The sequence below is a fragment of the Rhodanobacter sp. C01 genome (assembly GCF_002001045.1).
GTDB lineage: Bacteria > Pseudomonadota > Gammaproteobacteria > Xanthomonadales > Rhodanobacteraceae > Rhodanobacter.
This window is the reverse complement of sequence record NZ_MUNR01000011.1, coordinates 12,191-38,690: the sequence shown is the minus strand read 5'-3', so window position 1 is coordinate 38,690 and position 26,500 is coordinate 12,191. Positions and strand designations below refer to the sequence as shown.

The 26,500-nt window shown below is 60.4% G+C and carries 18 protein-coding genes; 9 read left to right on the top strand and 9 right to left on the bottom strand.

Features of this window, described 5'->3' with window-relative positions:
• Window positions 1-226: 226 nt before the first annotated feature.
• The 4 genes from B0E50_RS09365 to B0E50_RS09350 all read right to left on the bottom strand — a co-directional run bounded on the left by B0E50_RS09365 (window position 227) and on the right by B0E50_RS09350 (window position 7,047).
• Window positions 227-1,270: a sialidase family protein gene (locus B0E50_RS09365; RefSeq protein ID WP_077440945.1), complete on the bottom strand. Its 1,044-nt coding sequence runs from the start codon at window positions 1,268-1,270 to the stop codon at window positions 227-229.
• Window positions 1,271-1,274: 4 nt separating this feature from the next.
• Complete coding sequence (locus tag B0E50_RS09360) at window positions 1,275-3,092, bottom strand: beta-galactosidase (RefSeq protein ID WP_077441337.1); 1,818 nt, start codon at window positions 3,090-3,092, stop codon at window positions 1,275-1,277.
• A gap of 47 nt (window positions 3,093-3,139) precedes the next feature.
• Window positions 3,140-5,761, bottom strand: coding sequence for a glycoside hydrolase family 3 C-terminal domain-containing protein (locus tag B0E50_RS09355; RefSeq protein ID WP_077440944.1), 2,622 nt, complete (start codon window positions 5,759-5,761; stop codon window positions 3,140-3,142).
• A 113-nt stretch (window positions 5,762-5,874) separates the two neighbouring features.
• Window positions 5,875-7,047 carry a glucokinase gene (locus tag B0E50_RS09350; RefSeq protein ID WP_077440943.1) on the bottom strand — a complete coding sequence of 391 codons (1,173 nt, stop codon included), beginning with the start codon at window positions 7,045-7,047 and terminating at the stop codon, window positions 5,875-5,877.
• A gap of 290 nt (window positions 7,048-7,337) precedes the next feature.
• Between B0E50_RS09350 and B0E50_RS09345 the strand changes: the two genes are divergently transcribed.
• The 6 genes from B0E50_RS09345 to B0E50_RS09320 all read left to right on the top strand — a co-directional run bounded on the left by B0E50_RS09345 (window position 7,338) and on the right by B0E50_RS09320 (window position 13,455).
• Window positions 7,338-8,366 carry an aldo/keto reductase gene (locus B0E50_RS09345; RefSeq protein ID WP_077440942.1) on the top strand — a complete coding sequence of 343 codons (1,029 nt, stop codon included), beginning with the start codon at window positions 7,338-7,340 and terminating at the stop codon, window positions 8,364-8,366.
• 8 nt (window positions 8,367-8,374) lie between these two features.
• Entirely contained in the window at window positions 8,375-9,238 is an 864-nt protein-coding gene (locus tag B0E50_RS09340; protein WP_077441336.1) for an amidohydrolase family protein, read from the top strand.
• A 72-nt stretch (window positions 9,239-9,310) separates the two neighbouring features.
• On the top strand, window positions 9,311-10,057 hold the full coding sequence (locus tag B0E50_RS09335) for an SDR family oxidoreductase (RefSeq protein ID WP_077440941.1): 747 nt from the start codon (window positions 9,311-9,313) through the stop codon (window positions 10,055-10,057).
• Between the two features lie 17 nt (window positions 10,058-10,074).
• On the top strand, window positions 10,075-10,938 hold the full coding sequence (locus B0E50_RS09330; RefSeq protein ID WP_077440940.1) for a fumarylacetoacetate hydrolase family protein: 864 nt from the start codon (window positions 10,075-10,077) through the stop codon (window positions 10,936-10,938).
• A 43-nt stretch (window positions 10,939-10,981) separates the two neighbouring features.
• Complete coding sequence (locus B0E50_RS09325) at window positions 10,982-12,301, top strand: L-fuconate dehydratase (protein WP_077440939.1); 1,320 nt, start codon at window positions 10,982-10,984, stop codon at window positions 12,299-12,301.
• Window positions 12,298-13,455, top strand: coding sequence for an alpha-hydroxy acid oxidase (locus B0E50_RS09320; protein WP_077440938.1), 1,158 nt, complete (start codon window positions 12,298-12,300; stop codon window positions 13,453-13,455). The genes B0E50_RS09325 and B0E50_RS09320 overlap by 4 nt, the downstream gene beginning before the upstream one ends.
• 134 nt (window positions 13,456-13,589) lie before the next feature.
• On the opposite strand, the gene B0E50_RS09315 is transcribed toward B0E50_RS09320, so the two are convergent.
• Window positions 13,590-13,931, bottom strand: a complete 342-nt coding sequence (locus B0E50_RS09315) for an L-rhamnose mutarotase (RefSeq protein ID WP_077440937.1) — start codon at window positions 13,929-13,931, stop codon at window positions 13,590-13,592.
• Window positions 13,931-15,217, bottom strand: a complete 1,287-nt coding sequence (gene fucP, locus B0E50_RS09310) for an L-fucose:H+ symporter permease (RefSeq protein ID WP_077440936.1) — start codon at window positions 15,215-15,217, stop codon at window positions 13,931-13,933. Before fucP ends, B0E50_RS09315 begins: the two co-directional genes overlap by 1 nt.
• Before the next feature lie 228 nt (window positions 15,218-15,445).
• Between fucP and B0E50_RS09305 the strand changes: the two genes are divergently transcribed.
• Both B0E50_RS09305 and B0E50_RS09300 read left to right on the top strand, forming a co-directional pair.
• Window positions 15,446-16,225 (top strand): IclR family transcriptional regulator, encoded by a 780-nt coding sequence (locus B0E50_RS09305; RefSeq protein ID WP_077440935.1) that lies wholly within the window; start codon window positions 15,446-15,448, stop codon window positions 16,223-16,225.
• Between the two features lie 161 nt (window positions 16,226-16,386).
• A complete protein-coding gene (locus B0E50_RS09300; RefSeq protein WP_254427237.1) occupies window positions 16,387-17,679 on the top strand; it encodes an alpha-L-fucosidase in 1,293 nt (430 codons plus the stop codon).
• A 208-nt stretch (window positions 17,680-17,887) separates the two neighbouring features.
• Here the strand turns inward: B0E50_RS09300 and B0E50_RS09295 are convergent, their stop codons facing one another.
• The 3 genes from B0E50_RS09295 to B0E50_RS09285 form a co-directional block, all read right to left on the bottom strand.
• Complete coding sequence (locus B0E50_RS09295) at window positions 17,888-20,353, bottom strand: GH92 family glycosyl hydrolase (RefSeq protein WP_077440934.1); 2,466 nt, start codon at window positions 20,351-20,353, stop codon at window positions 17,888-17,890.
• A 305-nt stretch (window positions 20,354-20,658) separates the two neighbouring features.
• On the bottom strand, window positions 20,659-22,104 hold the full coding sequence (locus tag B0E50_RS09290; protein ID WP_077440933.1) for a glycoside hydrolase family 125 protein: 1,446 nt from the start codon (window positions 22,102-22,104) through the stop codon (window positions 20,659-20,661).
• A gap of 32 nt (window positions 22,105-22,136) precedes the next feature.
• Window positions 22,137-24,737, bottom strand: coding sequence for a glycoside hydrolase family 2 protein (locus B0E50_RS09285; RefSeq protein ID WP_139350820.1), 2,601 nt, complete (start codon window positions 24,735-24,737; stop codon window positions 22,137-22,139).
• A 438-nt stretch (window positions 24,738-25,175) separates the two neighbouring features.
• Here B0E50_RS09285 and B0E50_RS09280 point away from each other — a divergent pair, with 438 nt between their 5' ends.
• Window positions 25,176-26,228 (top strand): LacI family DNA-binding transcriptional regulator, encoded by a 1,053-nt coding sequence (locus B0E50_RS09280; RefSeq protein ID WP_139350841.1) that lies wholly within the window; start codon window positions 25,176-25,178, stop codon window positions 26,226-26,228.
• Window positions 26,229-26,500 lie beyond the last annotated feature (272 nt).

The following is a 26,500-nucleotide window of genomic DNA, read 5'->3' as shown; positions in this document are numbered from 1 at the left end:
AGAGCTTATAGGCCGAATTTAGATCGAGGCAAGTCGCACCGCAACAGAAATTTTCAAATCACGGCCCATTGCGCCGCGATTGTCTGTAAGTCATTGTTTTAAAGAGGCGCTTCGAGATCCCCGCGCCCGACTTAATTAAGGGTCAGTGCGGGTGCAGAAGAGCTTCAGCAGGCCGTCGTGATCGTCGCGTCCTGCAAGTCAAAAGAGGAGACACAACCGATACGAATCATAGTTCGTGGGGATCCAGAACCACGTGTGCAATGCGCAACCGCTTCCACGTGTAAGTAATGTGCACTATCCCGGCACTGGTCTGGATGATCGCCGGATAGGAAAACTCGGCCCGGGAATTCGTTTCCAGTGTCAGTACACGCTTCCAATGCTCGCCATCGCTGGAGATGGCGACAGCAAGCACACCCCGTCCATCCCACCAATTTTTCCCGTGCGTGGTGGGGTTGTAGACAAGCAGTGCGCGACCGTCGGCCAGCAGCACGGCATCGATGCCTGAATTTGGATTCGGCACATCCAGCAGCTTCAGCACAGACCACGTGTGCCCGTTATCTTTAGAGCGTGTCGTGAAAAGACTGTCCTGCCGGGTACGACCTATCGCTTGAAGATCGCCATCATGCCATGGCAGCAAGCTCGGCTGGATGGCTTCGATGCCATCGGGATTGTCGATCGGCAGATTGCGCAACCACGCTTTACCCAGATCAGTCGAACGCTCGAAATGAATGCGCCAATCACCCTGCTCCGTGCTCGATGGACTGACGATGCTGCCATCGGCAAGTTGCACAGGCTTGTTCTTGATCGGGCCCAGCACATCGTGCGGAAGCCGTTGTGCGTTGGACCAATGTACTCCGTTATCGGTCGATGTCATGAGCATGCCCCACCAATGCTGTGGATCGGGGCCGACCTTGTAAAAGAGCATCAATGGCCCGCTGTGGGGGCGGAATAAGACGGGATTCCAGGCAGGCTCGCGTCGTCCCGCGGGTTGTTGGCCGTCGGCCACTTCGACTGGCACGCTCCAACGCCCCTTCGTTTGTCGTGCGATCCAGACACCAACGCCTGGGTCGCGCTCCTGCTCGCCACCAAACCATGCCACGACAAGCCCTTCAGGCGTTTCGACAATCGTCGATGCATGGCTCTGTCGGGTTGGTGGAGATGTGCTGATGAACTCGCGAAGAAGAACAGGATCGGAATTTGCTGCAAACCCAAACGCGGGAATTCCGAGCATTCCCAAACCGAATTGAATGACCCTTCGGGATACCTTCATGTGCCTAACTCGCTGGCTTCGACCAAAGCGGCTGCACGAGGCCGCGCAGCACGGGACGTCGCAGCGCGCGCAGGTCGAAAACCACTACGGTGTTATCGCCTCGTTTGAGCCATGGTGCTGGAAGATACAGTGAGCGCTGCGGACCGATGTCCCAGGTACGGCCGAGGTTATGCCCGTTAACCCATATGAATCCCTTGCTGAAGGCGGAGACATCCAGATAGGTATCGGCGAGAACCACCTCACTGAAACGACCACGATGAAATGCAGGGCCATCCACTGCTTGAGTTTTCCATCCGCGAAGCGCGTCAGGTGAGCGCATCGGCAGCGGATAAACTTGCCAGCCATGCAGTACGTTGCCATTTAATAACACCGGATCGACAAGACCGGCACGGCCGTCTTCAAGGTGCGGTCCGTAGTTGACGCGGCCCGTGTTTTCGACCAGCACATCGATCGTATGCGGGCCGGCGCCAATCGTGGTCTCCACGGCGACTTGCTTGAGACGCCGATCGACGGTGCCGATCAGTTTCTGATCGACATAGACCGTAGCGTAGTCGCGCACCTCACCAAGATAGAGCTGTCCGGTAACTGGGCCACTGATCTGCGTGCGATAAAGGATGTAACCGTAATCCTGGCCGAAGTGCTCCATCGACTGTGGCTGGTCAGCTGCCAGCGGCGCCGGGAGGTTGTCCCATAGTGATGCCGACTCCTCCAGCGTGAATTCGGGCACCTGCATGAAGGGTATGGGCGGCGGTAGCGGTGGTGGCGTGATGCCCGTAACCTTGGAGATGAGGTCGCGGAATTGCGCGAACTTCGGCGTAGGCCGCCCTGCCTCGTCCAGCGCCGCGTCATAGTCGTAACTAGTGGTCTGCGGCGCGTAGTGATCGGCAGGATCACTCTGGAAGTTGGCGCCATTCATAAAGCCGAAGGTGGTACCGCCTTCGAACATATAGATGTTTACCGAATAGCCATGCCCAAGCATCCAGGCCAGTTCTTTGGCCTGTATTTCAGCATCCGTGTGTGTATGTGTCCCTCCCCAGTGATCGAACCAGCCGGCCCAATATTCACCGGCCATCATCGGTTGACCTGGGCGAAATTTCTCAAGCTTCGGGAACTCGTTTTTGGCCTCACCCGTACCGAAGTTGATCACGGCCAGCACACCCGGCAGCGCATCGTTACTCAGTTCGTCGGCACCGTCGGAGGTAAACATCAGATCACCGCCCAGACCAGCGCGGATCAATGCGTGACGAATATCCTCCATGTAAAGCCGATCGTTGCCATATGAGCCATATTCGTTTTCAATCTGCACGGCGATGATCGGTCCGCCATGGATGGCCAACCATGGTGCGACTTCCCTGCCAAGGCGCTGGAAGTAATTGTCGACTGCTTTCAAGAACGCCGGGGCCTGTGTACGCACATGAAGGTGCGGATCGGCGAATAGCCATGACGGAAATCCGCCCGCCTCCCACTCTGCACAGACATACGGACCAGGGCGAAGAATGACATCCAGACCCTGTTCCTGCGCCAGGCGAATAAAGGCCACGATGTCATTGCGTCCACTGAAATCGAATTGCCCCGGCTGCTGCTCGATCGCATTCCAGTACACGTACGTAGTGATCGTGTTCAAGCCCATGGCTCGCGCTTTTTGAAGGCGGTCGCGCCAATACGCACGCGGTATGCGCTGGAAATCCATCGATCCGGAAATGATCTGGTGCGGTTTTTCCGCCTGCACAAAATGATTGCCTTCGATGGTGACGGGTGTCGTGGCCATCGCGATGACCGGTATGTCCGGCAAAACCACCACGCCAAAAATCCATGCGCCCATCACACAGGCCGTCTTGCGCACGTTCTCCCAAGCAACATGCTCGACGTTCAATGGGAGACTGCCTCATGGCCAGTCACGGTAAATGCAGTAGCGACGCCCTGGCCATCCCCAGGTTGGCTGCCACCGACAAACAGACGGTAATGGCCAGCCTCCACGGCACGGTCACCCTTTGCATCGACACTGCTTAGCTGGCGTGGGGCAAGCTCGAAGCTCACACGCTGGCTTTCACCAGCAGCCAGGTGTACGCGACGAAAGCCCACCAGGGCGTGGCGAGGGGCCAGCGCGGAATCCACTGCACCCAGATAAACCTGCACGACTTCGTCGCCAGCGTGCATGCCTTCATTGCGAACAGTCGCGCTGACTGTCAGCGATGCGCCCGCACGCAATTCGGTGGTCGACACCTCGGGCTTGCCATACGTGAAGTGCGTGTAGCTCAAGCCGTAACCGAACGGATAAAGCGGCGTGCCCGTGAAGTAGCGGTAAGTGCGCCCCTGCATGGCATAGCTGACGAATGGCGGCAGATCGTTGGTCGAACGGTAGAACGTCACCGGCAAGCGACCGCCCGGGTTGTAGTCGCCAGCCAGAGTCTGGGCAACCGCAAGGCCACCCGATTCACCGGGATACCAGGCGACGAGGATCGCATCGGCGTGGGCTTTCGCCCAATTCAGTGCCACCGCGCTGCCCGACATCAAGACCACCACCAACGGCTTGCCACTGGCAGCCACCTGCTCAAGCAGGTTCCGCTGAAGTACTGGCAAGGCAATGTCGGTACGGTCACCGCCGCTGAAGCCCGGCGCGTCGATCTTCAGCTCCTCGCCTTCGACATCCGGCGAGAGCCCGACAAAGGCGACGACGGCATCCGCACGTTGCACGACGGCTTCTGCTTCGGCCAGTTGCGCCTGGGCAGGCGCCAGCCATTGCAGGCGTATGCCCTGGTCCTGTCCGCTATGCACGAGTTCCAGGCGAACAGCGTGGGGATGGGTGTCGGCGAAATGCAGCGTCGCCTGCATGTGTTTGTCGTCACCGGCATCATCGATCGCCAGGCGGCCATCGATATACAGACGTACGGGATCGTGCCCTGTGCAATCAAAGCAACGATCGACGTGCACCGCCAAGGTGTAATCGCCGGATCCCGGAGGAGCCAGTTCACCACTCCAGCGTACGGCGTAGCGATCGGCACGCATGCCGTCCGCGGGCGCCACATGGTCCCAATCGAAATCGATGACACGATCGGTACGGGTCACCTGTGGCGTACCGCTGAAATCAAGGCGGTCGAAGTACTCGCCCAGCAGACCGGTTTCCGCGTGCGCCGTCGTGCGTAACGCGGTTTCTGGAATCGGCACCGGTACGCCATCGGCGATCGGGGCACCCTGCGCGTAGCCGATGTACTGCGCGCCGAAGCGCTGGCGCAAACCCTGCAGCGGTGTCATGGGCGCGCGCGAGGTGCCGTGGTAATTCGCCTCGAGGGTCTCCAGGGTGTCGGCGTTGGGGCCGATCACGGCCAGATGCACCCCATCGCGTAACGGCAACGTGCCATGCGCATTTTTCAGCAACACCATCGATTCGAGTGCCGCCTGCAAGGCGAGCTGGCGATGTGCCGAACTGTCCACCTGACCGGGACCGATACTCGCATACGGATCGATGCCGTTCGCACCCCACTCACCCAGTTTGTAGCGTGCGGCAAACAACCGTGTGAGTGCCGTGTCGATGACCGACTCCTTGACGTAGCCCCTGGATACGGCGTCAAGCAGTTCGGCATAGGCGCTACCGCAATCGAGATCGGTACCGGCCTGGATGGCGGCCGCGGACGACTCGGCGTTGTCGGATTTGAAATAGTGAAACCTGGTCATGTCGTCGACTGCATCGCAGTCGGATACGACATAACCCTTGAAGCCCCAATCGTGGCGCAACAGTGTGCTCAACAGCATGTCGTCGGCGCACACGGGAACGCCGTGCAAAGCGTTGTACGCGCACATGACGGAACCCGCATGTCCCTCGGTCATCGCTGCACGAAAGGCGGGTGTATACGTCGACGCGAAATCGTAGGGCGAAACATCGACGTCGAAGCCGTGACGACCGGATTCCGGCCCACTGTGCACGACCAGGTGCTTGGGTGTGGCGATCGCGCGCGGATGGTCTGGATCATCGCCCTGGATTCCGCGAATGAACCCTGCGGCAAGCTGGCCGGTGAGATACGGATCCTCGCCGTACGTCTCCTGCCCCCGGCCCCAACGCGGATCGCGAAAGATATTGATGTTGGGCGACCAGATGGTCAGGCCCTGGTAGCGGGCATGGTCGCGCATCGCACCCACCGCATTGAATTTGGCCCGTGCCTCGACAGAAATCGTGGCCCCGACCTGATTCAGAAGACTGGAATCCCAACTCGCGGCGAGGCCAATCGCCTGCGGAAATACAGTGGCATAGCCGTTGCGAGCGATACCGTGCAAACCCTCGCTCCACCAATCGTAGGCCGCGACGCCAAGTCGAGGTATGGCAGGTGCGCTGCTCTGCGTTTGCGAAATCTTTTCCGCCAAAGTCATCTTTGCGATCAGTGCTTCGGCCTGCGCATGACCATCCTCGACCAAAGGAAATGCATGCGTACCGAACACTGCCACGCCACCTGTCCCCAGCAGCACGCGCAAGATCAAGGTGACACGGAAAGTTTTCATGGTCAGTACTGTGCCACAGGCAGTTCGTCCCAGACTTTCGGATCTAATGCGCAAAAAAACACCGATCGCGACCAATAGCGAGGGAGCTGATCGGCCGCGATCGGCAGGGGGAACTAAAGCCTGAAACCATCGACATCGACTCGGTTATCGAGATGCCAGCTGGCGGCACCGATGACACCGTGTCGACCGCGCTCCATGACGCGAATAGGTACCTTTTGCAAAAACGGGCGCATCACACCCTTGTCGAGGAACCGATCGGTGAAGGGACTCCCTTGCAAGAAATCGATCATTTGCGAAAGAAGACCACCAACCAGACAGATGCCACCCGTCGCGCCGTAGAGCATGGCCAGATCCGCCGCAAAGGACCCGAGCCAACCACAAAACAAAGTGAGTGCCTCGCGGGCGATGTCGTCGCCACCGGCGAGTGCTGCGGATGTAACGGCAACGGGTTCGTCAATGGACGGGTAGCGGTCGCGTATAGCGCACAGTGCGACATAGATGCGATGCAGGCCTGGACCAGAAAGCACCGCTTCGTAGGACACGTGACTGTCAGCCTGCGCCAATTGCGCCAGCACCTGCTGTTCGATACCCACTCGCGCAGCCAGTTGGATCTGACCAGCCTCGGTCGTCATTACGCGCGGCGGTTGCCCTGGAAACCATACGGCAGCGCCAAGCCCGGTACCCGGGCCAAGGATGACGATGGGACCCGCTTCCCGCACGGACATCATCGGTGCCTTCAGAGTCGTCGCGCCGCGGCAATCAATGTGCCCAACTGCGTAAGCAAGTGCTTCGAGATCGTTGATGAGGGTGACGCTATCGAGCTCCAGCGCCTCTTTCATCATCCGAGGCATTACGGGCCATGGGAGATTCTTGTTGATCACGGACCCGGCATGCATATAGCCAGCGCATGCGAGCACCAGTACTCGTGGCTGCACGCCAAATTCTTCGCAGAAGCAGCGGGCGATGTCCTCCATGTGCGGATGGTCGTTGCAGCGATAGGTCCGATAGGCAAGGATCTCGGGCTTGCCCTCCTTCGCATTTGGCGCGACAAGCCCCAGGCGCGCATGCGTGCCTCCCACGTCCGCCGCAAGAAACGCTCTTTCGCGGGTAGATGCGGATGGGCCCATCGAAGCGCCATCCAGATCGTCCGATCCATGGTCAAAGGGACCCGCGAGCGGCGGCATGGCCGCAGACATCTCAAGCATGCGGCTGAACCCCTGACCGATCTGAACCCTGGACGGATGGGACTCTCCCGGTTGGTCCGGCTTTTTCATTGGTAATGACATGTGCGCGCACCTGTATCTGCTGCGAGTCAAACCGCTCGAACCGACGGATCTGGTCTAGATGACCTAGCCAGTGTTCATCAGCGAAATCATATTTCATATATGTTTTAGATCGTGATAAATCAAAATGCAATCTTTTTTTCGATGCGTCTTGCAGCCTCGCAAACGGCACCTGTGAATTCAATGTTTATATATACACAGCAAAGCAGATGCGCGATCATGTGCAAATACGTCTTGACAGGAGATGGGAAGCCACCTCAAAAGGCGGCTTCCGAGGTCAGCGCGAGGGCGGCATGACGCAAGCGACAACCAGGCCGGATCCGGACACCGCCAGAGATCGACGGCGGGGTGAACTGTGGTCACCGTTGTCATTCGGCGGTGCGCCAGTCGGCAACCTGTACGAGTCGATGAACGACGATGTGGCCGTGGCGACCATTGCGCATGCATGGCAACGAGGCATCCGACACTTCGATACCGCACCCTACTACGGCTACGGCCTGAGCGAGAGCCGGCTAGGAGCTGCGCTGGGTCGTCTGCCGCGCGACAGCTTTACGCTGTCAACCAAGGTCGGCCGCATCATCGACATCGATCACCGCCATACAAGCCACGCCGATGGCTTCATCGTCGATGGTCGAAACGCCCATTTCGATTACAGCAGTGACGGCATCCTGCGTTCGCTCGAGGCAAGCCTGAGTCGTCTGCGCACCGATCATGTCGACGTCCTGCTGCTTCACGATATCGGCGTGCTGACGCACGGAGCGAATCATGCTTGCGTGCTGCGTCAGGCACTGGATGAAGCACTGCCAGCGATGGCGGAATTGCGTGCGCAAGGCGTCTGTGATGCCATCGGCATCGGCGTCAACGAAGAGGCGGTGTGCCTTGAGGTGATGCCGCGATTCCCGCTGGACACCATCATGCTGGCCGGACGTTACACGCTGTTCGAACAGCAACACAGCGAAGGCGTGATGACGCAAGCGCAGGCGCGCGGTGTCGCCATTCTCGCCGCAGGCCCTTACAACTCGGGCCTGCTTGGCGGAACGGATGGTCCGGGCAATTTCTACAACTACGCGCTCGCCGATGACGCCACTCTCGAAAAAGCACAACGCTTCTACGAAATCCTTGCCCGCACCCATACCGAGGTGGGTGCAGCGGCGTTGCAATTTCCGCTGGCACATCCTGCCGTGGCGAGTGTGGTATGCGGCTTGCGCTCCGTGGCGGAAGTCGACAGCGCCAGTGCCCGCATGCAAGCCACTGTGCCTGCCGAAGCATGGCGCGCCTTGCGCGAGGCCGGCTTGATCCTGAGTGGCAGTCCCACGCCATGACCAACGCCATGACGGTTGTCGATGCGCATCAACACTATTGGCAGCCAGCACGCGGCGATTACGCCTGGCTGGCGCAGGCGCCAATGGCATTGCGCCAGGCTTTTCTGCCGGTCGACCTATGCGCGCAACGGGAAGCTGCAGGCGTCAAGTTCAGCGTGCTCATGCAAGCCGCACCCACCGAAGAAGAAACACGCTACCTGTTTGAATTGGCGCGTCTCGACCCCGCCGTCGCCGGCGTTGTCGGCTGGGTCGATCTGGAAGCTCCCGACGTAGGCGCTCGCATCGATGCCCTGATTCGTGACGGTGACGGACTGTTATGTGGATTGCGCCCGATGACCCAGGACATCGCCGATCCGGACTGGCTGGCAAAGCCGTCGCTCGATCGCGCTTTCGATTGCATGCAGGATCGCGGCCTGGCCTTCGATGCACTGGTCGGCATACCACAATTGCCCGCGCTTCGTCGCCGACTGCAACGAAACCCGCAATTGAGTGTCGTACTCGACCACGCAGGCAAGCCAGCCATTGCCAGCGGCGGATTCGATCCGTGGGTCCGCTGGATCGATGAGTTGGCCCAGCACCCTCAGCTTCACTGCAAGCTATCGGGCCTGCTCACGCTTCTGGACGAACACATCCATGACGACGCGATAGAACCGTATGTAGACGCTCTGTTTGCGCACTTCGGCTCGAAACGCCTGATCTGGGGCAGCGACTGGCCTGTGCTCACCACGCGTGCCGACTTTGGCCACTGGCTTCATATGGCCTTGATGCTGACCGAGCGCCACGCACCGGGCTCGCAGGCGGATGTCTTCGCCGCCAACGCCGTGCGTTTTTACGCACTGGATATCGACTCTCCCGTTCCGGACCACATGTAGGAGTACCGCCATGATCTTGCCTGCCACATCGTTTCGCATCCGGGATAAAAGCGATGCCAAAGGAGATGCCGCATGAGTGGGCGTCTATCCGGCAAGCACGCACTTGTCACGGCGGCGGGCGCCGGCATCGGTCGTGCAACTGCCCTCGCCTTTGCGCAGGCCGGCGCCCAGGTTCTCGCCACTGATATCGATACGAACGCGCTCGCCAGCCTGATGGCAGAGCATCCATCGCTCGCCACCAAGGTATTGGACGTGACCCATGCGGACAGCGTCGAAGCATTGGTCAATACATCCGGTCCATTCGATGTGTTGTTCAACTGTGCCGGCTACGTACACGCGGGAAGCATCCTGGATACCGACGAGGCAAGCTGGCGTCGCTCGTTCACGATCAATGTCGACAGCATGTTCCATCTGTGCAAAGCCGTGCTTCCGGGCATGCTCGGGCGCAGCAAGGGCAGCATCATCAACATGGCATCGGTCGCCTCCAGCGTCAAAGGCGTACCGAACCGTTTTGCCTATGGCGCCACCAAGGGCGCCGTGATCGGCCTGACCCGTTCAATCGCTGCGGATTTCGTCGCGCGCGGCGTGCGCTGCAATGCGATTTGTCCGGGCACGGTGAAAACACCGTCGCTGGCCGGGCGCGTTCGCGCGCTCGGCGGCGACGAAGCGGCTCACTGGCGAAGCTTCGCCGAACGCCAACCAATGGGACGTCTGGGTGAACCCGAGGAAATCGCTGCACTGGCGTTGTATCTGGCATCCGACGAATCCGCCTTCACCACCGGCACCATCCACGTCGTAGACGGTGGCTGGTCCAACTGAGCACAAGAGGCACATGCATGAAACTGGTACGTTACGGTGCTCCCCGCGAGGAAAAGCCCGGCCTCATTGACGAAGCAGGCACGCTTCGGGATCTCTCATCCATCATCAACGATATCGATGGGCAGGCACTCGGCCGCGATGTGCTGACGCGCATCGCGGCAATTGATCCGCATACGCTGCCGCCTGTCGCCGGACAACCTCGCTACGGCACGCCCATCGCACATGTCGGCAAGATGATCTGCGTCGGCATGAACTACGCCGAACATGCTGCGGAAACCAACACGCCCGTGCCCGAGCAGCCCGTGCTTTTCATGAAAGCCACCAGCGCGATCATCGGCCCCAACGACGACGTGATCATTCCGCAAGGCTCCGCCAAGACCGACTGGGAAGTGGAGCTGGGTGTTGTCATCGGCGAGACAGCCCGCAGCGTCTCGGTCGAGAACGCACTCGCGCATGTCGCCGGCTATCTCGTGGTGAACGACTTATCCGAGCGCACGTTCCAATTCGATCATGGCGGCCAATGGGTCAAAGGCAAAAGCTGCGATACCTTCGGGCCGCTCGGCCCATGCCTGGTGACTACCGATGAGGTTCCCGATCCGCAGAATCTCCACCTTTGGCTGGAGGTCAACGGGCACCGTTATCAGAACGGGCATACACGTACGATGATCTTCAACGTGGCCACACTGGTGAGCCACATCAGCCGCTATATGACGTTGTTGCCTGGTGATGTCATCAGCACCGGTACGCCGTCAGGCGTGGGTCTTGGACAAAAGCCGCAAATCTATCTGCGTCCCGGCGACGTGATCGAACTCGGCATCGACGGACTCGGCCGACAGCGTCAGCAGGTTCGAGCGCATATCGGCGACGACCATGCGGCATGACCGTCGTGACGTCGCACCATTTTTATTCGAGAAAGGTCATGGCATGACAAAGATCACAGCATTTGAGACTTACGATGTCCGCTTTCCGACCTCACGGGAGCTGGATGGCTCGGATGCGATGAATCCCGACCCGGACTACTCGGCTGCCTACGTCGTCATGCGCACCGATCAACCCGGCATGGACGGTTACGGCTTTGCGTTCACCATCGGCCGCGGCAACGATGTACAGAAAGTAGCCATCGACGCGCTGGCTCATCATGTTCTGGGGCTCGACCTCGACGTAGTCATCGGCGATCTGGGCGGCTTCGCAAAGCGCCTGGTCGGCGACTCCCAATTGCGCTGGCTCGGCCCTGAAAAGGGCGTGATGCACATGGCCATCGGTGCCGTGATCAACGCCGCCTGGGATCTCGCCGCGCGCATGGCAGGCAAGCCGCTATGGCGCTTCATCGCGGACATGACGCCCGAGCAGTTGGTCGCGACCATCGATTTCCGATATCTCACCGACGCGCTCACGCCGGATGAGGCACTGGCCATGCTCCACGCCGCGGCCACCAGCAAGACACAACGCATTGCGCAGTTGCTTGCCGAAGGCTATCCGGCCTACACCACCTCGCCGGGCTGGTTGGGTTATGCCGACGAAAAAATGCAGCGCCTCGCACGCGAGGCGGTTGCCGCGGGCTTTCGTACCATCAAGCTCAAGGTAGGCATGAGTGTGGAAGACGACGTGCGCCGTTGCCGGCTCGCGCGCGAAACGGTTGGGCCCGACATTGGCATCGCCATCGACGCCAACCAGCGCTGGGATGTGCGTGACGCCATTGCGTGGCTGCAACGCCTGTCGGACGTGCGCATCGCATGGGCCGAGGAGCCGACCAGCCCGGACGACATACTCGGCCATGCCGCGATCCGCCGCACCGTCGCGTCGGTACCGATTTCGACCGGCGAGCATACCCACAACCGTGTCATGTTCAAGCAGCTGTTCCAGGCCGGCGCAGTCGACCTCGTGCAGATCGACGCCGCCCGCGTCGGTGGTGTCAACGAAAACCTGGCCATCCTGCTGCTGGCCGCCAAATTCGGCGTGCGCGTGTTCCCGCACGCTGGCGGCGTCGGCTTGTGCGAACTGGTGCAACACCTGGCGATGGCCGACTTCGTAGCGATCAGCGGCAAAAAGGACGATCGCGCGATCGAGTTCGTCGATCATCTGCACGAGCATTTCGTCGACCCTGTGGTCATTCGCCATGGCTGTTATATCGCACCTGAGTCGCCGGGCTTTTCCGCGAAAATGCATGCGAGCACGCTGGCGCACTATCGTTACCCGGATGGTCCTGCGTGGCGCGAACCGATCGATGTGTCGAGGGCACAATGACGACTCCCATCACCAGCGTTGCCGATTTGCGTGAACTGGCCAGGCGCCGCGTTCCGCGTGCCTTCTTCGAGTACGCCGATCGCGGCTCGTACGAAGAAACCACCTTGCGGGCAAATCACGCAGCACTGGCACTGATAAGCCTGCGGCAACGGGTAATGCACAACGTCGATAACCGGTCTCTGACGACCGACATTGTCGGCCAGCCGGTATCGATGCCGCTGGCGATCGCCCCGACCGGCCTCACCGGCCTGCAACGCGGTGGCGGCGAGATCCTCGGCGCACGCGCCGCTGCGAAGGCCGGCATCCCGTTTTGCCTGAGTACGGTGTCGATCTGCTCGATCGAACAAGTGCATGACGCGGTGAAGACCCCGTTCTGGTTCCAGGTGTACGTCATGCGCGATCGCGGCTTTACGCGCGAATTGATCGAGCGCGCCAAGGCCGCCGGTTGCAGTGCGCTGATGCTGACCGTGGACCTTACCGTGCAAGGCCAACGTCATCGCGAGATCAAGAACGGCTTGTCGGTGCCACCGCGGATTACCTTGCGCAATCTGTTCGACATGCTCAGCAAGCCACGCTGGGCCTGGAGCATGTTGCACGCGCCCAGTCGTTCGTTCGGCAACTTGAAGGGGCGTATTGAGAATACCGACAGCCTTTCCACGCTGGCGCAATGGATCGCCAAGCAGTTCGATCCGACTCTGACCTGGGAAGACCTCGAATGGATCCGCGCGCTGTGGCCCGGCAAGTTGATCATCAAAGGCATACTCGATCCGGAAGATGCCCGTATCGCAGCGGGCCATGGCGTCGATGCCATCGTCGTGTCCAATCACGGCGGCCGCCAGCTGGATGGTGCGCCGGCCAGCATCGAGGTGCTGCCCTACATCGTGCAGGCGGTCGGCGATCGCCTGCAGGTGCTGTTCGATGGCGGCATCCTCAGCGGCCAGGACTTGCTCAAGGCTTTGGCCTGCGGGGCGCATGCCGGGTTGATCGGCAAAGCCTTTCTTTATGGCCTGGGTGCGAACGGTGAGGCCGGCGTGACGCAGGCGATCGAACTGATTCGCCGCGAGTTGAGCGTGAGCATGGCCTTGACCGGGCAGACCGATGTACGTGCCATTTCGGCCGACGTGATCTGGCGCGGCGATGCAGGAATGCGCTGAAATCGGCCGTATCCGCAGCTGAGCGGCGAATTTCCAATCATTCCTGGGAAGCCGGAAGGACGACGAAACCCGGTTGAATCTCGACGCGAATCAGCACGAGATATGCCTGCCAACCATGTCGGGATTCGCTGTGCTCATTCCATCGACATCAGCGAAAAAATGCGCGTCATGGGCACCCACTTCTGCCCTGCCTCAGCCCACGGCAAGCGCTGCTGATAGCGATCCATCAGCCCCTCCCACGCTTGCGTTTTCGAATCGTCCGCATCGCGCGTGGCCGATGCGTCGTAGCCATCCGCTACCTGCACCACCATCACCAACCGATTCCCGGTACGAAAGATTTCCATCTCCTCAATCCCCGACGCACGGATCGAAGCGATGATCTCCGGCCAGACATTTTCCGGTCGATGCAAGCGCTCGTATTCGGCTATGGCGGCGGCATCGTCGCGCAAATCCAGCGCATAGTAATGACGTAGCATCAGCCGCTTCCCTCCATGGGATGGAGACGTCGCTGCCAGGCGAACAACAGCACCACAATGAAACTGCACGCCGGCACGGTCATCGCCCACGCCATGCTGCTCAGGTCGGATACCGCCCCCATCAGCGCGGTAAGCACAGCACCGCCAATAATGGTCATGACGAGCAACGCCGAACCGAGTTTGCGCTCGTCGTCGCCGCGTCCTTCCACGCCCAGGGCAAACACCGTCGGGTACATCACCGACATGAAAAAGCTGCACGCCACCAGCGCATAGGCGCCGTGGCTGCCCGGCTGGAACACGGCAAACAGAGTCAGTGCGATGTTCACTGCGGCGAACGCCATCAACAACCGCACCGGGGCCAGATACTTCATCAGCGCGGTACCCGCAAAACGCCCCACCATGAAACACACCAGCCCCGCGGTGAGGAAATTGGCGGCATCCCTGGATGACGTACCCGGCATCGTGGCCTGCACATAACGAATGGTGTAACTCCACACACCTACCTGCGCGCCGACGTAGAAGAACTGCGCGAACAACGCACCGACGAAACGTCGGTCGCGCAGCAACGTGCGCAGCACCCCGCCCCCGCCCGCCGCTGCTGACGCGCCGTGGGTCGCCGTCGTCCTTGGAAAGCGTGTGAGCAGGATCAGCATCGCCCAACCCAACACCACGACACCGATGACCAGATACGGCCATTGCACGGCTCGCGTCTCGGTGGCGTAGTAGGCCGTACGCGCCGCGACGTTCATCGCCGCCAGCTGTGCAGACGAATGATCGACCCCCGAAAAGATGAAATGCTGGCCGATCAGGATGCCCGCGATCGAACCCAGCGGGTTGAAGGCCTGGGCCAGGTTGAGCCGACGCGTCGCCGTTTCTCGCGGGCCGAGCAAGGTGACGAAGGGATTGGCCGATGTCTCCAGAAAGGCCAGTCCACCGGCAATCACGAACAAGGCGACCAGAAACAGGCCATAGATGGACGACGCCGCGGCCGGCCAGAACAACAGCGCACCCACACCGTAAAGCGCGAGCCCGAATACCACGGCGCTTTTGTAGCCGAAGCGACGCATGTACATGCCCGCCGGCATCGCGACCAGGAAGTAGCCGAGGTAGAACGCGCTCTGCACCAGCCCGGCACGAAAATCACTGAGTACGAACGCTTTCTTGAATTGCGCGATTAGCACATCGTTGAGATTGTTCGCGCCACCCCAGAGAAAGAACAGGCTGACGACCAGGATCAGTGGCAACCAGGATGGGCGGTCGGTTGGCGCAGCGCCGGCCATCGGCATGGTGTGGTCTTCTGAAAACGTCTGCACAGCCACCCTCTTCTCCCATCGGCGCGCACGAGCGCGAATTGCGGAACCAGCGTGACGGCATGACCGACATGTGCAAATATGAAATGATTATTCACCTGCAAGACAAGACGCGCCGCAACATATTCGCCTGATCGTCAAGGCAAGATACGTGAAGGCGTCGTACTACAGGCGGCAAGCTGCCGCTACAACGGAAGGAAAGTCATGCCGACTGAGACCCCCAAATACCGCGCGCCCGCGCTCGACAAAGGGCTGGACATACTCGAGCTATTGGCGGGTGCCCACAAGCCGCTAAGCATCGCCGAGATTTCCGAAGGTGTCGGTCGCTCGCGCGGCGAAATTTTTCGCATGCTGCTGGTACTCGAAGAGCGTGACTACATCACGCGTGGCGAGGGCGACTCCGGCTATTCGGTCACCACGCGGCTGTTCCGCCTGGGCATGGAGCAGCCACCAGTAAAAAGCATGATCGAAGCGGCGCTGCCAGTCATGCACCAATTGGCGGACATCAGTGGACAGGCATGCCATCTGGTCGTGCCCTCGCACGAACAGATCGTGGTGATCACCCGTGTGGACCCGCCGGGCGAGATCGCCCTGGTCGTGCGTGTCGGGCACCGTCGGCCCATGTCCCAATCCACGTCGGGTCACGTGTTGCTCGCCTTCCAGGACGATGCGGTGCGTGAGCGCTGGCTGGACATGATCGTCAAATACGAGCCGACGCTGGACCGCAAGAAGCTGACCAAGCTGCTGGTCAAACTGCGCGAACGTGGTTACGCCAGCGAGCCGAGCCAAGTCGTCGATGCGGTTACCGATCTTTCCGCGCCGGTGCTGCAACATGGGCGCGCTGTGTGCGCGCTCACCATTCCATTCATCGCGCGGCTAACCGAAGCGCGGACCACCATGGACGACGTGATCGCCGAACTCCACCGCGCGACAAAGGAAATTTCCGACGCAATGCACTTCGGGGCCGCCGCTCGTCCCGACTGAGCGATGGCCCGCCACGAATCAGCCATGCCAAGTGCCTGATGCCTTGGCTGAGGTTCGACATCAACCAGGGAAACATCAACGCAGGACCAGAAAACATGCGGATAGGTTTACGCATCATCTTCGCCTTCGCGGCCGGTATCACATGTGTCACCAGCGCTTCCTTGGCGCAGAATTTCGTCGATATCAAGCCATCGCCGCAGCAGGTGCATTGGCAGGATCTGGAATTCGGCGTGATCGTGCATTTTGGCACCAACACCTTCCTCGACCGTGAATGGGGCGATGGCACGGCCAGTCCCAAGGTATTCAATCCCGACCATGTCGATCCGGCGCAATGGGCTCGCGCCGCCAAGTCCGCTGGCGCCACGTATCTCGTGCTGGTCGCCAAACATCACGACGGTTTTGCATTGTGGCCGACGGAGCAAAGCGACTACTCCGTCAAAAACAGCCCGTGGATGGATGGCAAGGGCAATCTGGTGCAAATGACGGAGCAAGCCGTCCGCAAGGAAGGCATGGGGTTCGGCATCTATTTGTCGCCGTGGGACCGTCATGAGCCGCGCTATGCCGATGCAGCGGCCTACGATAAATATTATCTCGCGCAGATGGATGAGCTGGTCCAGAGCTATGGACCACTGACCGAATGGTGGCTGGACGGTGCCGGCAGCGCAGGCCATGTCTACGATTTCAAGAAATATATCGAAGAGCTGAGGACCTACCAGTCGAACACGATGGTTTTCGCCGATGTGGCCCTGTTCGACTACGGCGACATTCGCTGGGTCGGAAGCGAAGACGGCCATATCCACGACGAAAACTGGAATGCGATCGACCGCCACGGCGAGTTGCGCTGGCGTCCGGTGGAAGTGGATACACCGTTGCACACACTGCAATGGTTCTGGCATCCGGATAGCGACAAGACCTTGAAAAGCGTCGATGAGCTGGTCGACATCTGGGAAAACAGCGTTGGACGCGGTGGCCAGCTGATGCTGGGCATCGCACCGAATCGACACGGCGTACTGCCCGATGCCGACGTGGCGCGCCTCAAGGAATTCGGTGCAGCGCTTCAAGCACGCTACGGCATCGACAAGGATCTGGCCCGGCAGCATGCCGCCACCGACACGAATGCCTCGGCGGCCCTGGATGGCAATCCCGATACCTTCTGGTCAGCAGCGGAAGGCTCGCATCACGCGACGCTTGAAGTCGATTTCGCGAAACCCGTCACCATCGATCATGCCCTCACCATGGAGTGGCTTAACGACGGTCAATGCGTGCAGAAGTACGCGATCGAAGTATGGGCCCACGATACATGGACGCCCGTGGCCAAAGCCGAAGCCATCGGTCACATGAAGATCGATCGCTTCGCGCCGGCGACCACCACCAAGGTTCGCCTGAATATTCTGTCCAGTGTTTGCACGGCGCGCATTCGCGAATTTCAGCTATTCAACGTGGCCGGTGGCTGATCTTCCAAAAGATGAGCCAGCCAGGTCACCTGCCGCTAGGGAACTGGCTGGACAGCCACGGAAGCACGTGGCAATGCGCTCAGGCGGAATGACGGCTCTCTGAGACGGCGATGCTCGCCGTCTCAGAGAAGCACGCATGATCCTGTATCCGCGCCGGCATCACTTCGTCGCCGTCGAGTCGAAACTCGCGTACCTGTCTGCGTGGTACTTATGCCGCGTCAACGGAAACCGCCGCAGTAGCCGGCATGCCGAAGGCGGGCGGACGATCCGCCGGATCGGCGCCAAATTGCCGGTTCGGTGTAGCACCCATGTGGAACTCCAGCGTGCCGCCAGCAACCAGTTCGGAGTGACTGATCCAGCTGCGCGTCCATGGCTTGCCGTTCCACGTCATGGACTGGATATACGGATGGTCCGGGCCATTGTTGATGGTACGGATCTCCAACTTGCGGCCGCCGGCCAGGTCGATCTCCGCCTTGTCCAGCAACGGGCTGCCGAAGACATAGTTGGTGCTGACCGGATCGACCGAATACAAGCCCAGTGCGCTCATGATGTACCACGCGCTCATCTGGCCGCAGTCTTCGTTGCCGGCCAGGCCATCGGGTTCCGGCGGATACATGGTGACGGTCAGCATGCGCACGCGCGCCTGCGTCTTGTAGTGCGAGCCCGTGTACGCATAGAGATACGCCATGTGATGGCCAGGCTCATTGCCGTGCGAATACTGGCCAACCATGCCGGCGATATCCGGTGGCGCATCCGACGGCAACTTGGAGCTGGTGGTGAACAGCTCATCCAGCTTGCGCTCGAACGCGTCCTGGCCCCCAAACAAATCCATATAGGCGTACAGGTCGTGCTGGTTGAGGAAGGTGGCTTCCCAGGAATTGGATTCGGTAAAGTCGCGCCACTGTTTTGAATGGCCCATGCCGCGTGGATCGAACGGTTCCAGCCACTCACCATTCACACCGCGCGGGCGCACGAAGTTCATCTTCTTGTCGAACACATTGCGATAGTTGCGCGAGCGCTGGCGCAGTGTTTCGGCCAATTGCTTTTCGCCCGCCGCATCGGCCAGATGCGCGACCGCCCAATCGTCATAGGCGTATTCCAACGTCTTGCTGACCGCTTCCCAATCCTTGTCGCTGGGGATGTAGCCGAGCTTGCGGTAATGAGGCAGGCCGCGATAGTCGTCATCCATCGCGCGCTTGCGATAGATCGGCCAGGCCTTGTCGTAATCAATGCCGGTAAAACCCTTGGCCTGCGCTTCCGCAATAAGCACCACGGAGTGGTAGCCGATCATACAGCCCGTTTCGACGCCTTGCAGCGGCCACACCGGCGGGCCTTCCGGGCTTTCCTCGGCCATGCGCACCAGGCAATTGACGAAATCCGGCACGCGCTCGGATTGATACAGCGTCAGCAGCGGCGCTTGCGCGCGATAGATATCCCACAGCGAATAGGTGCTGTAGTTGTTCTGGCCTTCCGGCACCTGGTGGATCTTCAGATCCATGCCCCGATAGCGGCCATCGACATCACTGAACAACGTCGGCGCCAGCATCGTGTGGTACAGCGAGGTATAGAACACACGCATGTCGCGGCTCGAGGACGTTTCGACGCGAATGCGGCTGAGTTCGCGCTCCCACGTTTCAGCTACTGTTTGCTGCAGCTGGTCGAAATCCCAGGCGGGCATTTCCGTTTCCAGATTGCGCAGGGCGCCGTCGATGTCCACGGCGGAAATGCCGACCTTCACCAGCACCGGCTCGCGCGCGACATCGTCGATATGCAACGCTGCCTTCAGATGCGTGCCCTTCAGTTCGCTAGTGCCATTGGGCGCCGCGGCGTCTTCCGAATACAGCGTCGCCTGCGAGAACGGACGCGACACCTTCATCGCGAAATAGATATGCCGACCATCCGCCCATTGATGCACGTGGCGGCTGCCCACCAAGGTGTCATTGCCGATTACGCGCAGTTGCGCATCGGTGACTTTGCAGGGCGTTTTATAGTCGTCATGGAAACCGTGCGCCAGATCCACCAGCAGATGGCCATCGCCCTTGCCATGGAACGTGTAGCGATGCATGCCGGCGCGCATGCTGGTAGTCAGTTCCGCAAGAATATCGTGATCGGTCAGGCGTACCGTGTAATAGCCGGGCCGTGCGTGCTCAGACGCGCGATCGAAGCGTGAACGGTAACCGTTGCCAGGCTGCGCCTTGCTGTTCGCCGTAAGCTGCGGCCCGGGACCCGGCGCACCGTCGAACTGCGAGTGGTAATTCACATCCGGCAAGCCGCGCGCGCCTGGCTGCAGCAAGACCGGACCCTGCGCCGGCATTACCAGCACATCGAGCATGTCGGCCGCACCGGTACCGCTCAGATGCGTATGCGAGAAGCCCATGATCGAGCCGTCGGCTTGGTGATAGCCCGACGATGCATCCCAGCCCGCGTCATTCGTATCGGGGCTCAGCTGCACCATGCCGAATGGCATCGATGCACCCGGATAGGTGTGACCGTGACCACCGGTGCCGATAAACAGATCGACATATTGCGATACACCACCGGCTAGCGGTGACAATCCACCCGCATGTTTCTGTACGCCCGTGGCATCTGCAAACCGCGTGGCAAAGGCCGGTAGCGGACTACCCAGCACGGCAAGCGCACCCATGCCTTGCAGGAATTGTCGGCGGGACACCATGCGGGCTTCTCCGTGAATTGAACGCTGTGATTGATGGAGGCGGAAGCGCCCGCGACAGGCTCGGGGTGAGTGGTCGTCCCGATCATGTGCTGAGCGCACCCAACCGTTGTGGCGAAACTGGGTCAGAGATCCATACCGCGACTGTAATCGAAAATTTGTCACGATCCAAATTTATTTTCAAGACACACAACATATTGATTAACTTATATTTATTTAGAATTTCCGTTGCGTCGCGAAAAGTACGTTGGTGCACTCGAAATCGCTCCCGGTATCGCTGCCGCAGGCTGCGGATGCCGCTTGCGCATTCAGCCGCGCAGCAGCTCGGGATGCTTGCGATACACATCGACGATGAGTTCCCCGAACAAGGTGTTCGCCCAGGCGAACCAGCCGCGGGTGAAGCGCGATGGATCGTCCTGATCGAACGCCTCGTGCATGAAGCCGGTTCCCGCATCGGTGTCGCGCAACCATGTCAGGCACTGACGGATCTGCGTCTGATCGTCGCTGCTTTGCGCGTACATCATGATGGACATCGGCCAGATCATGCGCAGGCCTTCATGCGGACCGCCGATGCCTTCGGCGGCCCTGCCCTTGAAGAAATATGGATTGCGCGCGCTCCACACGAGCTCGCGGGTATGGCGATATGCGGGATCCTCGCGATCGCAGCAGCCGAGGTAAGCCAAGCTGAGCAGGCCTGGCGCATTGGCGTCGTCCATGAACAGCTGATTGCCGAAGCCGTCTATTTCATAGGCCCAGTACGCGCGACCGTCGGCATCGTGCATGCGACCATCCCGGTGTACGGCCTGCTCGACTTCAGTCGCCAGCGCCTCGCAGTCCGAGGCAAACGCATCGTCGTGATGGAGCGCGCGGCTCATCTGCGCGAGCTGGCGCAGGCTGACCACAGCGAACAGGTTGGCCGGCACGAACAGCGGGTACACGCATGCGTCGTCCGACGGACGGAACATCGAATGGATCATGCCGTTCGGACGCGTCGGGTTGCCATAACCGTCGAGGAATTGGGTCTCGGTCGGCACTTCGGACGTGCGCTGAAAATGATAAGGCCCGCGATCGCGCTTGCGCTGCTGCTCGCGGAAAGTCTGGAGCACGAGCCGCATCGCCGTGCGCCAGTCGTCGTCGAACGGCTCGGTATCCACCGTGGCTTGCCAGTAGGCATGGGCCATGCGGATCGGATAGCACAGCGAATCGATTTCCCATTTGCGCTCACCGATACCGGGCTTCATGTCGGTGCTGTCATGCTGCGCCCAGATCAGTGGCGGCGCATGCGGATCGGGCATGAAGGCGTTGGCATACGGATCGATCCGGATGCAGCGTGCCTGCCGCCGTATCAGGCCACGGAACAGTCGCTGCAAGGCGGGATCGTTCTTCGCCAACGGAATATAGGAAACTACCTGCGCCGACGAATCGCGCAGCCACATGGCGTCGATGTCGCCAGTGATGACAAACGTGTCCGGCTTGCCGTCGAGTCTCCCGAGTTCGACGGTCGTATCCAGCGTGTTCGGATAGCAATTCTCGAACATCCAGGCGAGCTTCGGATCAGCGATGGCCGACTTCACCGTTGCCAGCTGGCGTTCCACTGCGGCGCTGACAAACTTGCGCTTGCCCACCGGCGGACGTTTGCTGACATACGGCGGCGACAACGTGGCCGCCGTAGCCATGTTCGGCATGTGGGCCGCCACCACGCCCCAGGCCACCGCCGCACCAGACCATTTCAGGATGTCGCGACGCGTCGGCATGGCGAGGGAGATGTCGTCCGATGGTACTGGCATCAGTTCACTGCCCTCCGCATCACATCCGCCAGGTTCTGTACTTGCAGCGCATGCTGCAGTTCGTCGAGCGTGGCCTTGCTGCGTACCACCAGGGTCACACTCTGCCCTGGCAGGATATCGAAAGCGTTGTCGGATACCTCGGCATCGTGATCGCCAAATGAAACCCACACGTCACGCGCCAGCTTGCCTGCCGTCAGCGTCAGCGCGTAGCCCTGCCCAGCTATCTGGAGCTGCGTGCGAATCTGCGGCGCGGGCAGCTGCAGATTCTTCGCTTCGTCGAAGAACACCCTATTGCGTGAGACGACTTTATCGCCGTCGACAAGCTCGAACACGGCGAATGACGTATGCGGGTCAGCACTCTGCAGAAGCTGCGCATCGGTGTAGCTGGCAACCTTGGTGCTCGTCAACGCCAGCAAGGTGGCAGCTTGCTCATGCTCACTCAGCACGTTGCCGGCGAAATCCATCACACGCATGCGCCAATGTGCAGCCAGCGACGTCGTGCGATCGGAGACCAGCGAAACGGTGGTAGTGCCACCGTTCCGCAGTGCGGCGATCAGCAATGGCGCATAGAAACGACGGGCATGGAACTGCAACGCCTTCCAGCGACCGTAGTAGTCGATGCTGGACCAGGACGCGCCGGGCCAGACATCGTTGAGCTGCCAGTACAGCGAGCCCATCGATTGCGGGCGCGATGCACGCAGGTGCTCGGCAGCCAACTGGATGCCATCGGCCTGCATGATCTCGCTGAGATAGACAAAGGCCGGGAAGTCGCGGGGCTCGCCATAACTACGCGTGATGTAGAGCAACAGGCGTTTGTTGCCGTTGCCGCTGTCGTATTTCTGATGGGCGCGCATCACCGGCGATTCCGACTCCAGATCGCCCTGTCCGGCAAACGCGCGGATGGTGCGCATCACCGGAAATGACTGCAGGCCGTATTCGGACTGGAAACGCGGCGTGACATTGAGGTACTCGGTAACCGGCTTGGCGTCACCCGACCACACGTCCCAATAGTGATAGTCGCCGTCGCCGAGCACATTGGCCGGTCCGTCGTAATCGGTGCTCGGCGAACTGGCCCAATACGGTACGTCGACGTCGTAGCGAGTCACCACATTGCGCAGCACATTGCCGAACAGATTGACCATGCCTGCGGCGATGCGCTCGCGCTCGTCTGCCGAAATCGCTTTCTTGAAAGCTTCGCGATCGGACCAGGTTTCCCAACCCGTCTGCACCTCGTTGTTGCCACACCACAGCACGATGCTGGGATGGTCGCGCAGCCGTTTGACCTGCTCGATCGCTTCCTGCCGCACGTTCTCGGTATAGGCCACGTCGTTCGGCGGTATCGCACCACCGAACATGAATTCCTGCCAGATCATGATGCCCAGGCGATCAGCCATCTCGTAGAATCGATCCGACTCGTAATAGCCGCCACCCCACATGCGCAGCATGTTCATGTTGGCGTCCCGCGCGGACGCCAGGACATGACGCATCTGCGCATCCGTGACGCGCGTCGGGAAGCTGTCGAACGGAATCAGGTTGGCTCCCTTGGCGAAAACCGGGATGCCGTTGATGACAAACTCGAAGCTCCTGCCCCACTGATCCTTCTGCCGGCGCAATTCGATGGTGCGCAAGCCAGTAGCCTGCCGGGCTTCGTACAGTTCACCAGCGGCGTCATGAATGCTGGCCTTGAAGGTATACATGTCCTGTGCGCCATACCCGGATGGATACCACAGCTTAGGGGCAGCGATGCGCAGCGGCAGGCTGACCTGGTTGCTGCCGGGATTAACATGGATATCGCGCTCGATGCGACCCACCGGCTTGCCATCCGGCCCGATCACATCAACGCTCACGTAAAGCGACTCCCTGACGTCGGCCTCCATGTCGAACTGTGCGCTGACCTGCGCAGCCGACTTGGTAATGTGCGTCTGCTCCACATGGAAATCGGCGACACGCGTCGCATCCCAACTGTCCAGGTGGACGCCCTTCCAGATACCTTCGGTAACGATACGCGGACCCCAATCCCAACCGTACTGGTAGTTGGCCTTGCGTATGTAATTGGCCGTCTGTTTGCCCTTGGGCTCGTCGCCGAACGCCGAATCGAACTCGCCCGGCAGCGCGTAGGGCTGTTTGAGCAGCCACGGTTGCAGCCGCTTGATCGGCGAGTACAACCGCACCTCCAGCGTATTCGCGCCTTCCTGAAGCAGCGATGCCACCGGCACCCGCCAGCGACGAAACATGTTGTCGGCGGCGATCAGCTTCTTGCCGTTCAAATAAACGTCGGCAAAGGTATCCAGGCCATCCAGCACCAGCTCGACGTGTTGGCGCGTGAGCGTGGCATGGTCGACGTTGAAGGACGTTCGATACTGCCAGTCAGATAGGCCGACCCACTGGATCTGCGTTTCGTTATCGCGGTAGAACGGATCGGCGACCAGCTTCGCCGCCATCAGATCGGTCTGCACCGTCCCCGGCACCGTAGCGAGTTGCCACAAAGCGGCTTTCGGGTAAACCGTGGCATGACTGTCGCCGGGGGCGAGGCGGAACTGCCAGCCGCTGTCCAGCATTTGCGTCGTCAATGGCGCCGCCGTACCCAACATCGGTAGCATGAGTGTCAGCAGCAGGCCGACCGACTGGACCAGGTAGCGCTTCGTACTTGATCGATGCGTATCTGATCGATTCGCAAGTGATCTGGCCAAGCTGATCGGTGCAGTCATGTGGATACCTGTATGCGGCGGTATGGATTCGTGGTGACGCAGCAGACGGGTATTCAAGTGCCGGGTTCAGAACATGAAACATGCGCGCAACAGTGACTTCCACCGGAGCGGCGTTGTCATGTGTCTTGTTCCGCCCCAAACATCACCGGCAGGCTCCGGACCGCCAGTGCGAGCGATACGGAATGTTTCACTACTCCCCAGGATTTAGATCGATCCATATCACACGTTAGCATTCGCCTCGTGACGATGCATGCCGCGTTGCAATATGCCATTACACGTTCCAATTTCGGTTACATTTGGATCGTTCCAATCCCAGATTCGACCATGGCTATGGAAAGCACTGCCCCTGTCCATCGCAAGACCACACTCAGCGATATCGCCGCTGGATGTGGCGTGTCACGGGCCACCGTCTCACTGGTACTACGCGGCAGCCCGCTGGTGAACAAACTCACCCAGGCCAAGGTAGAAAAAGAACTGCGTCGGCAGGACTACGTCTACAACCGCGCCGCGGCCAACCTACGCCGGCGCACCTCATCCAGCATCGCGTTGATCTTGAACGACCTGGCCAATCCTTTCTTCGCCGAATTCGCATCCGGGGTCGATGAGAAGCTGGGCGAGGCCGGTTACGTCACACTGCTTGGCAGCACCGGCGAATCGAGCGAGCGCGAGCAGGCGGTGCTTCGATCGCTGATAGAACATGGGCCGGCAGGCATCATCCTGTCGCCCGCCGAAGGTAGCGATGTCACGCACGTTCTGGCGGCGGTGGGCGCACAGACGCCGTTGCTGCTGTTCAACCGCGAATTGGGCGGCAACGCACCAAAAAGTGCGCATTGGGATCGGCTGATGCTGGACAACCGGCGCGGCGCCCGGCTCGCCACCGAACACCTGATCACGCTGGGCCATCGGCATATCGCCTTCTTCGGCGGCCATCGCGACTCCAGTTCCTGCCGCGAGCGCTTCGCCGGTTACACCGAGGCGATGCGGGTGGCTGGCTTGCGCATCAAGCCTCACTGGCGCGTCGAGTGCGCACCGAACCGAGTGGATGCAGTAGTGCAATGCCCCGCCTTGTTTGCCGGCAGCCCCGCACCGACGGCAGCGGTCTGCTACAACGACGCGGTAGCGCTCGGCCTGATGCTTGGCTTGTGTCAACGCGGCATGCAACCAGGCCACGACTTCGCGCTTACCGGCTTCGACAACATCGCCGAAGCCGCGCTGGGTATGCCTCCGTTGACCACGCTGGCGGTCGCTCCACGCGAACGTGGGCGACAAGCAGCGGAGCTGATCCTGCAACGACTGCACGAACCGCTGTCGGCAGCACGCTACATCATCAGCCCGGTCCAACTGGTGGTGCGCGCTAGCAGTGGCGCGCTAGCGACGACCTGACTACACATGGGAATCGGCATGGCTGTTGCTGTGCCGCTTATCGTCGAGGCAAACATAAGTGGGTCAGAGCAACTTACTTAAGTTATAGGCCCGCGCGGCAGCATGGCAGGCGGGATTGCTTGGCTCATCCTGAGCCTCACCCCTTCGCGCTGCGCGCTACGAGGCCAGCTTTTGGCTGTCCAATTTTGTTCCGGACAAAATTGTCGAACCCGGGTGGGTTCTCACCCAGTCATCACCACTAGAAAAGCAAAACGCCCCACTCGGGGGCGTTT

What these genes read in the sequence shown, in the direction of transcription:
- B0E50_RS09365 (WP_077440945.1), bottom strand. Translation starts at nt 1,270, where the DNA reads ATGAAGGTATCCCGAAGGGTCATTCAATTCGGTTTGGGAATGCTCGGA.
- B0E50_RS09360 (WP_077441337.1), bottom strand. Translation starts at nt 3,092, where the DNA reads ATGGGCGCATGGATTTTTGGCGTGGTGGTTTTGCCGGACATACCGGTC.
- B0E50_RS09355 (WP_077440944.1), bottom strand. Translation starts at nt 5,761, where the DNA reads ATGAAAACTTTCCGTGTCACCTTGATCTTGCGCGTGCTGCTGGGGACA.
- B0E50_RS09350 (WP_077440943.1), bottom strand. Translation starts at nt 7,047, where the DNA reads ATGTCATTACCAATGAAAAAGCCGGACCAACCGGGAGAGTCCCATCCG.
- B0E50_RS09345 (WP_077440942.1), top strand. Translation starts at nt 7,338, where the DNA reads ATGACGCAAGCGACAACCAGGCCGGATCCGGACACCGCCAGAGATCGA.
- B0E50_RS09340 (WP_077441336.1), top strand. Translation starts at nt 8,375, where the DNA reads ATGACGGTTGTCGATGCGCATCAACACTATTGGCAGCCAGCACGCGGC.
- B0E50_RS09335 (WP_077440941.1), top strand. Translation starts at nt 9,311, where the DNA reads ATGAGTGGGCGTCTATCCGGCAAGCACGCACTTGTCACGGCGGCGGGC.
- B0E50_RS09330 (WP_077440940.1), top strand. Translation starts at nt 10,075, where the DNA reads ATGAAACTGGTACGTTACGGTGCTCCCCGCGAGGAAAAGCCCGGCCTC.
- B0E50_RS09325 (WP_077440939.1), top strand. Translation starts at nt 10,982, where the DNA reads ATGACAAAGATCACAGCATTTGAGACTTACGATGTCCGCTTTCCGACC.
- B0E50_RS09320 (WP_077440938.1), top strand. Translation starts at nt 12,298, where the DNA reads ATGACGACTCCCATCACCAGCGTTGCCGATTTGCGTGAACTGGCCAGG.
- B0E50_RS09315 (WP_077440937.1), bottom strand. Translation starts at nt 13,931, where the DNA reads ATGCTACGTCATTACTATGCGCTGGATTTGCGCGACGATGCCGCCGCC.
- fucP (WP_077440936.1), bottom strand. Translation starts at nt 15,217, where the DNA reads ATGCCGATGGCCGGCGCTGCGCCAACCGACCGCCCATCCTGGTTGCCA.
- B0E50_RS09305 (WP_077440935.1), top strand. Translation starts at nt 15,446, where the DNA reads ATGCCGACTGAGACCCCCAAATACCGCGCGCCCGCGCTCGACAAAGGG.
- B0E50_RS09295 (WP_077440934.1), bottom strand. Translation starts at nt 20,353, where the DNA reads ATGGTGTCCCGCCGACAATTCCTGCAAGGCATGGGTGCGCTTGCCGTG.
- B0E50_RS09290 (WP_077440933.1), bottom strand. Translation starts at nt 22,104, where the DNA reads ATGCCGACGCGTCGCGACATCCTGAAATGGTCTGGTGCGGCGGTGGCC.
- B0E50_RS09285 (WP_139350820.1), bottom strand. Translation starts at nt 24,737, where the DNA reads ATGCTACCGATGTTGGGTACGGCGGCGCCATTGACGACGCAAATGCTG.
- B0E50_RS09280 (WP_139350841.1), top strand. Translation starts at nt 25,176, where the DNA reads ATGGAAAGCACTGCCCCTGTCCATCGCAAGACCACACTCAGCGATATC.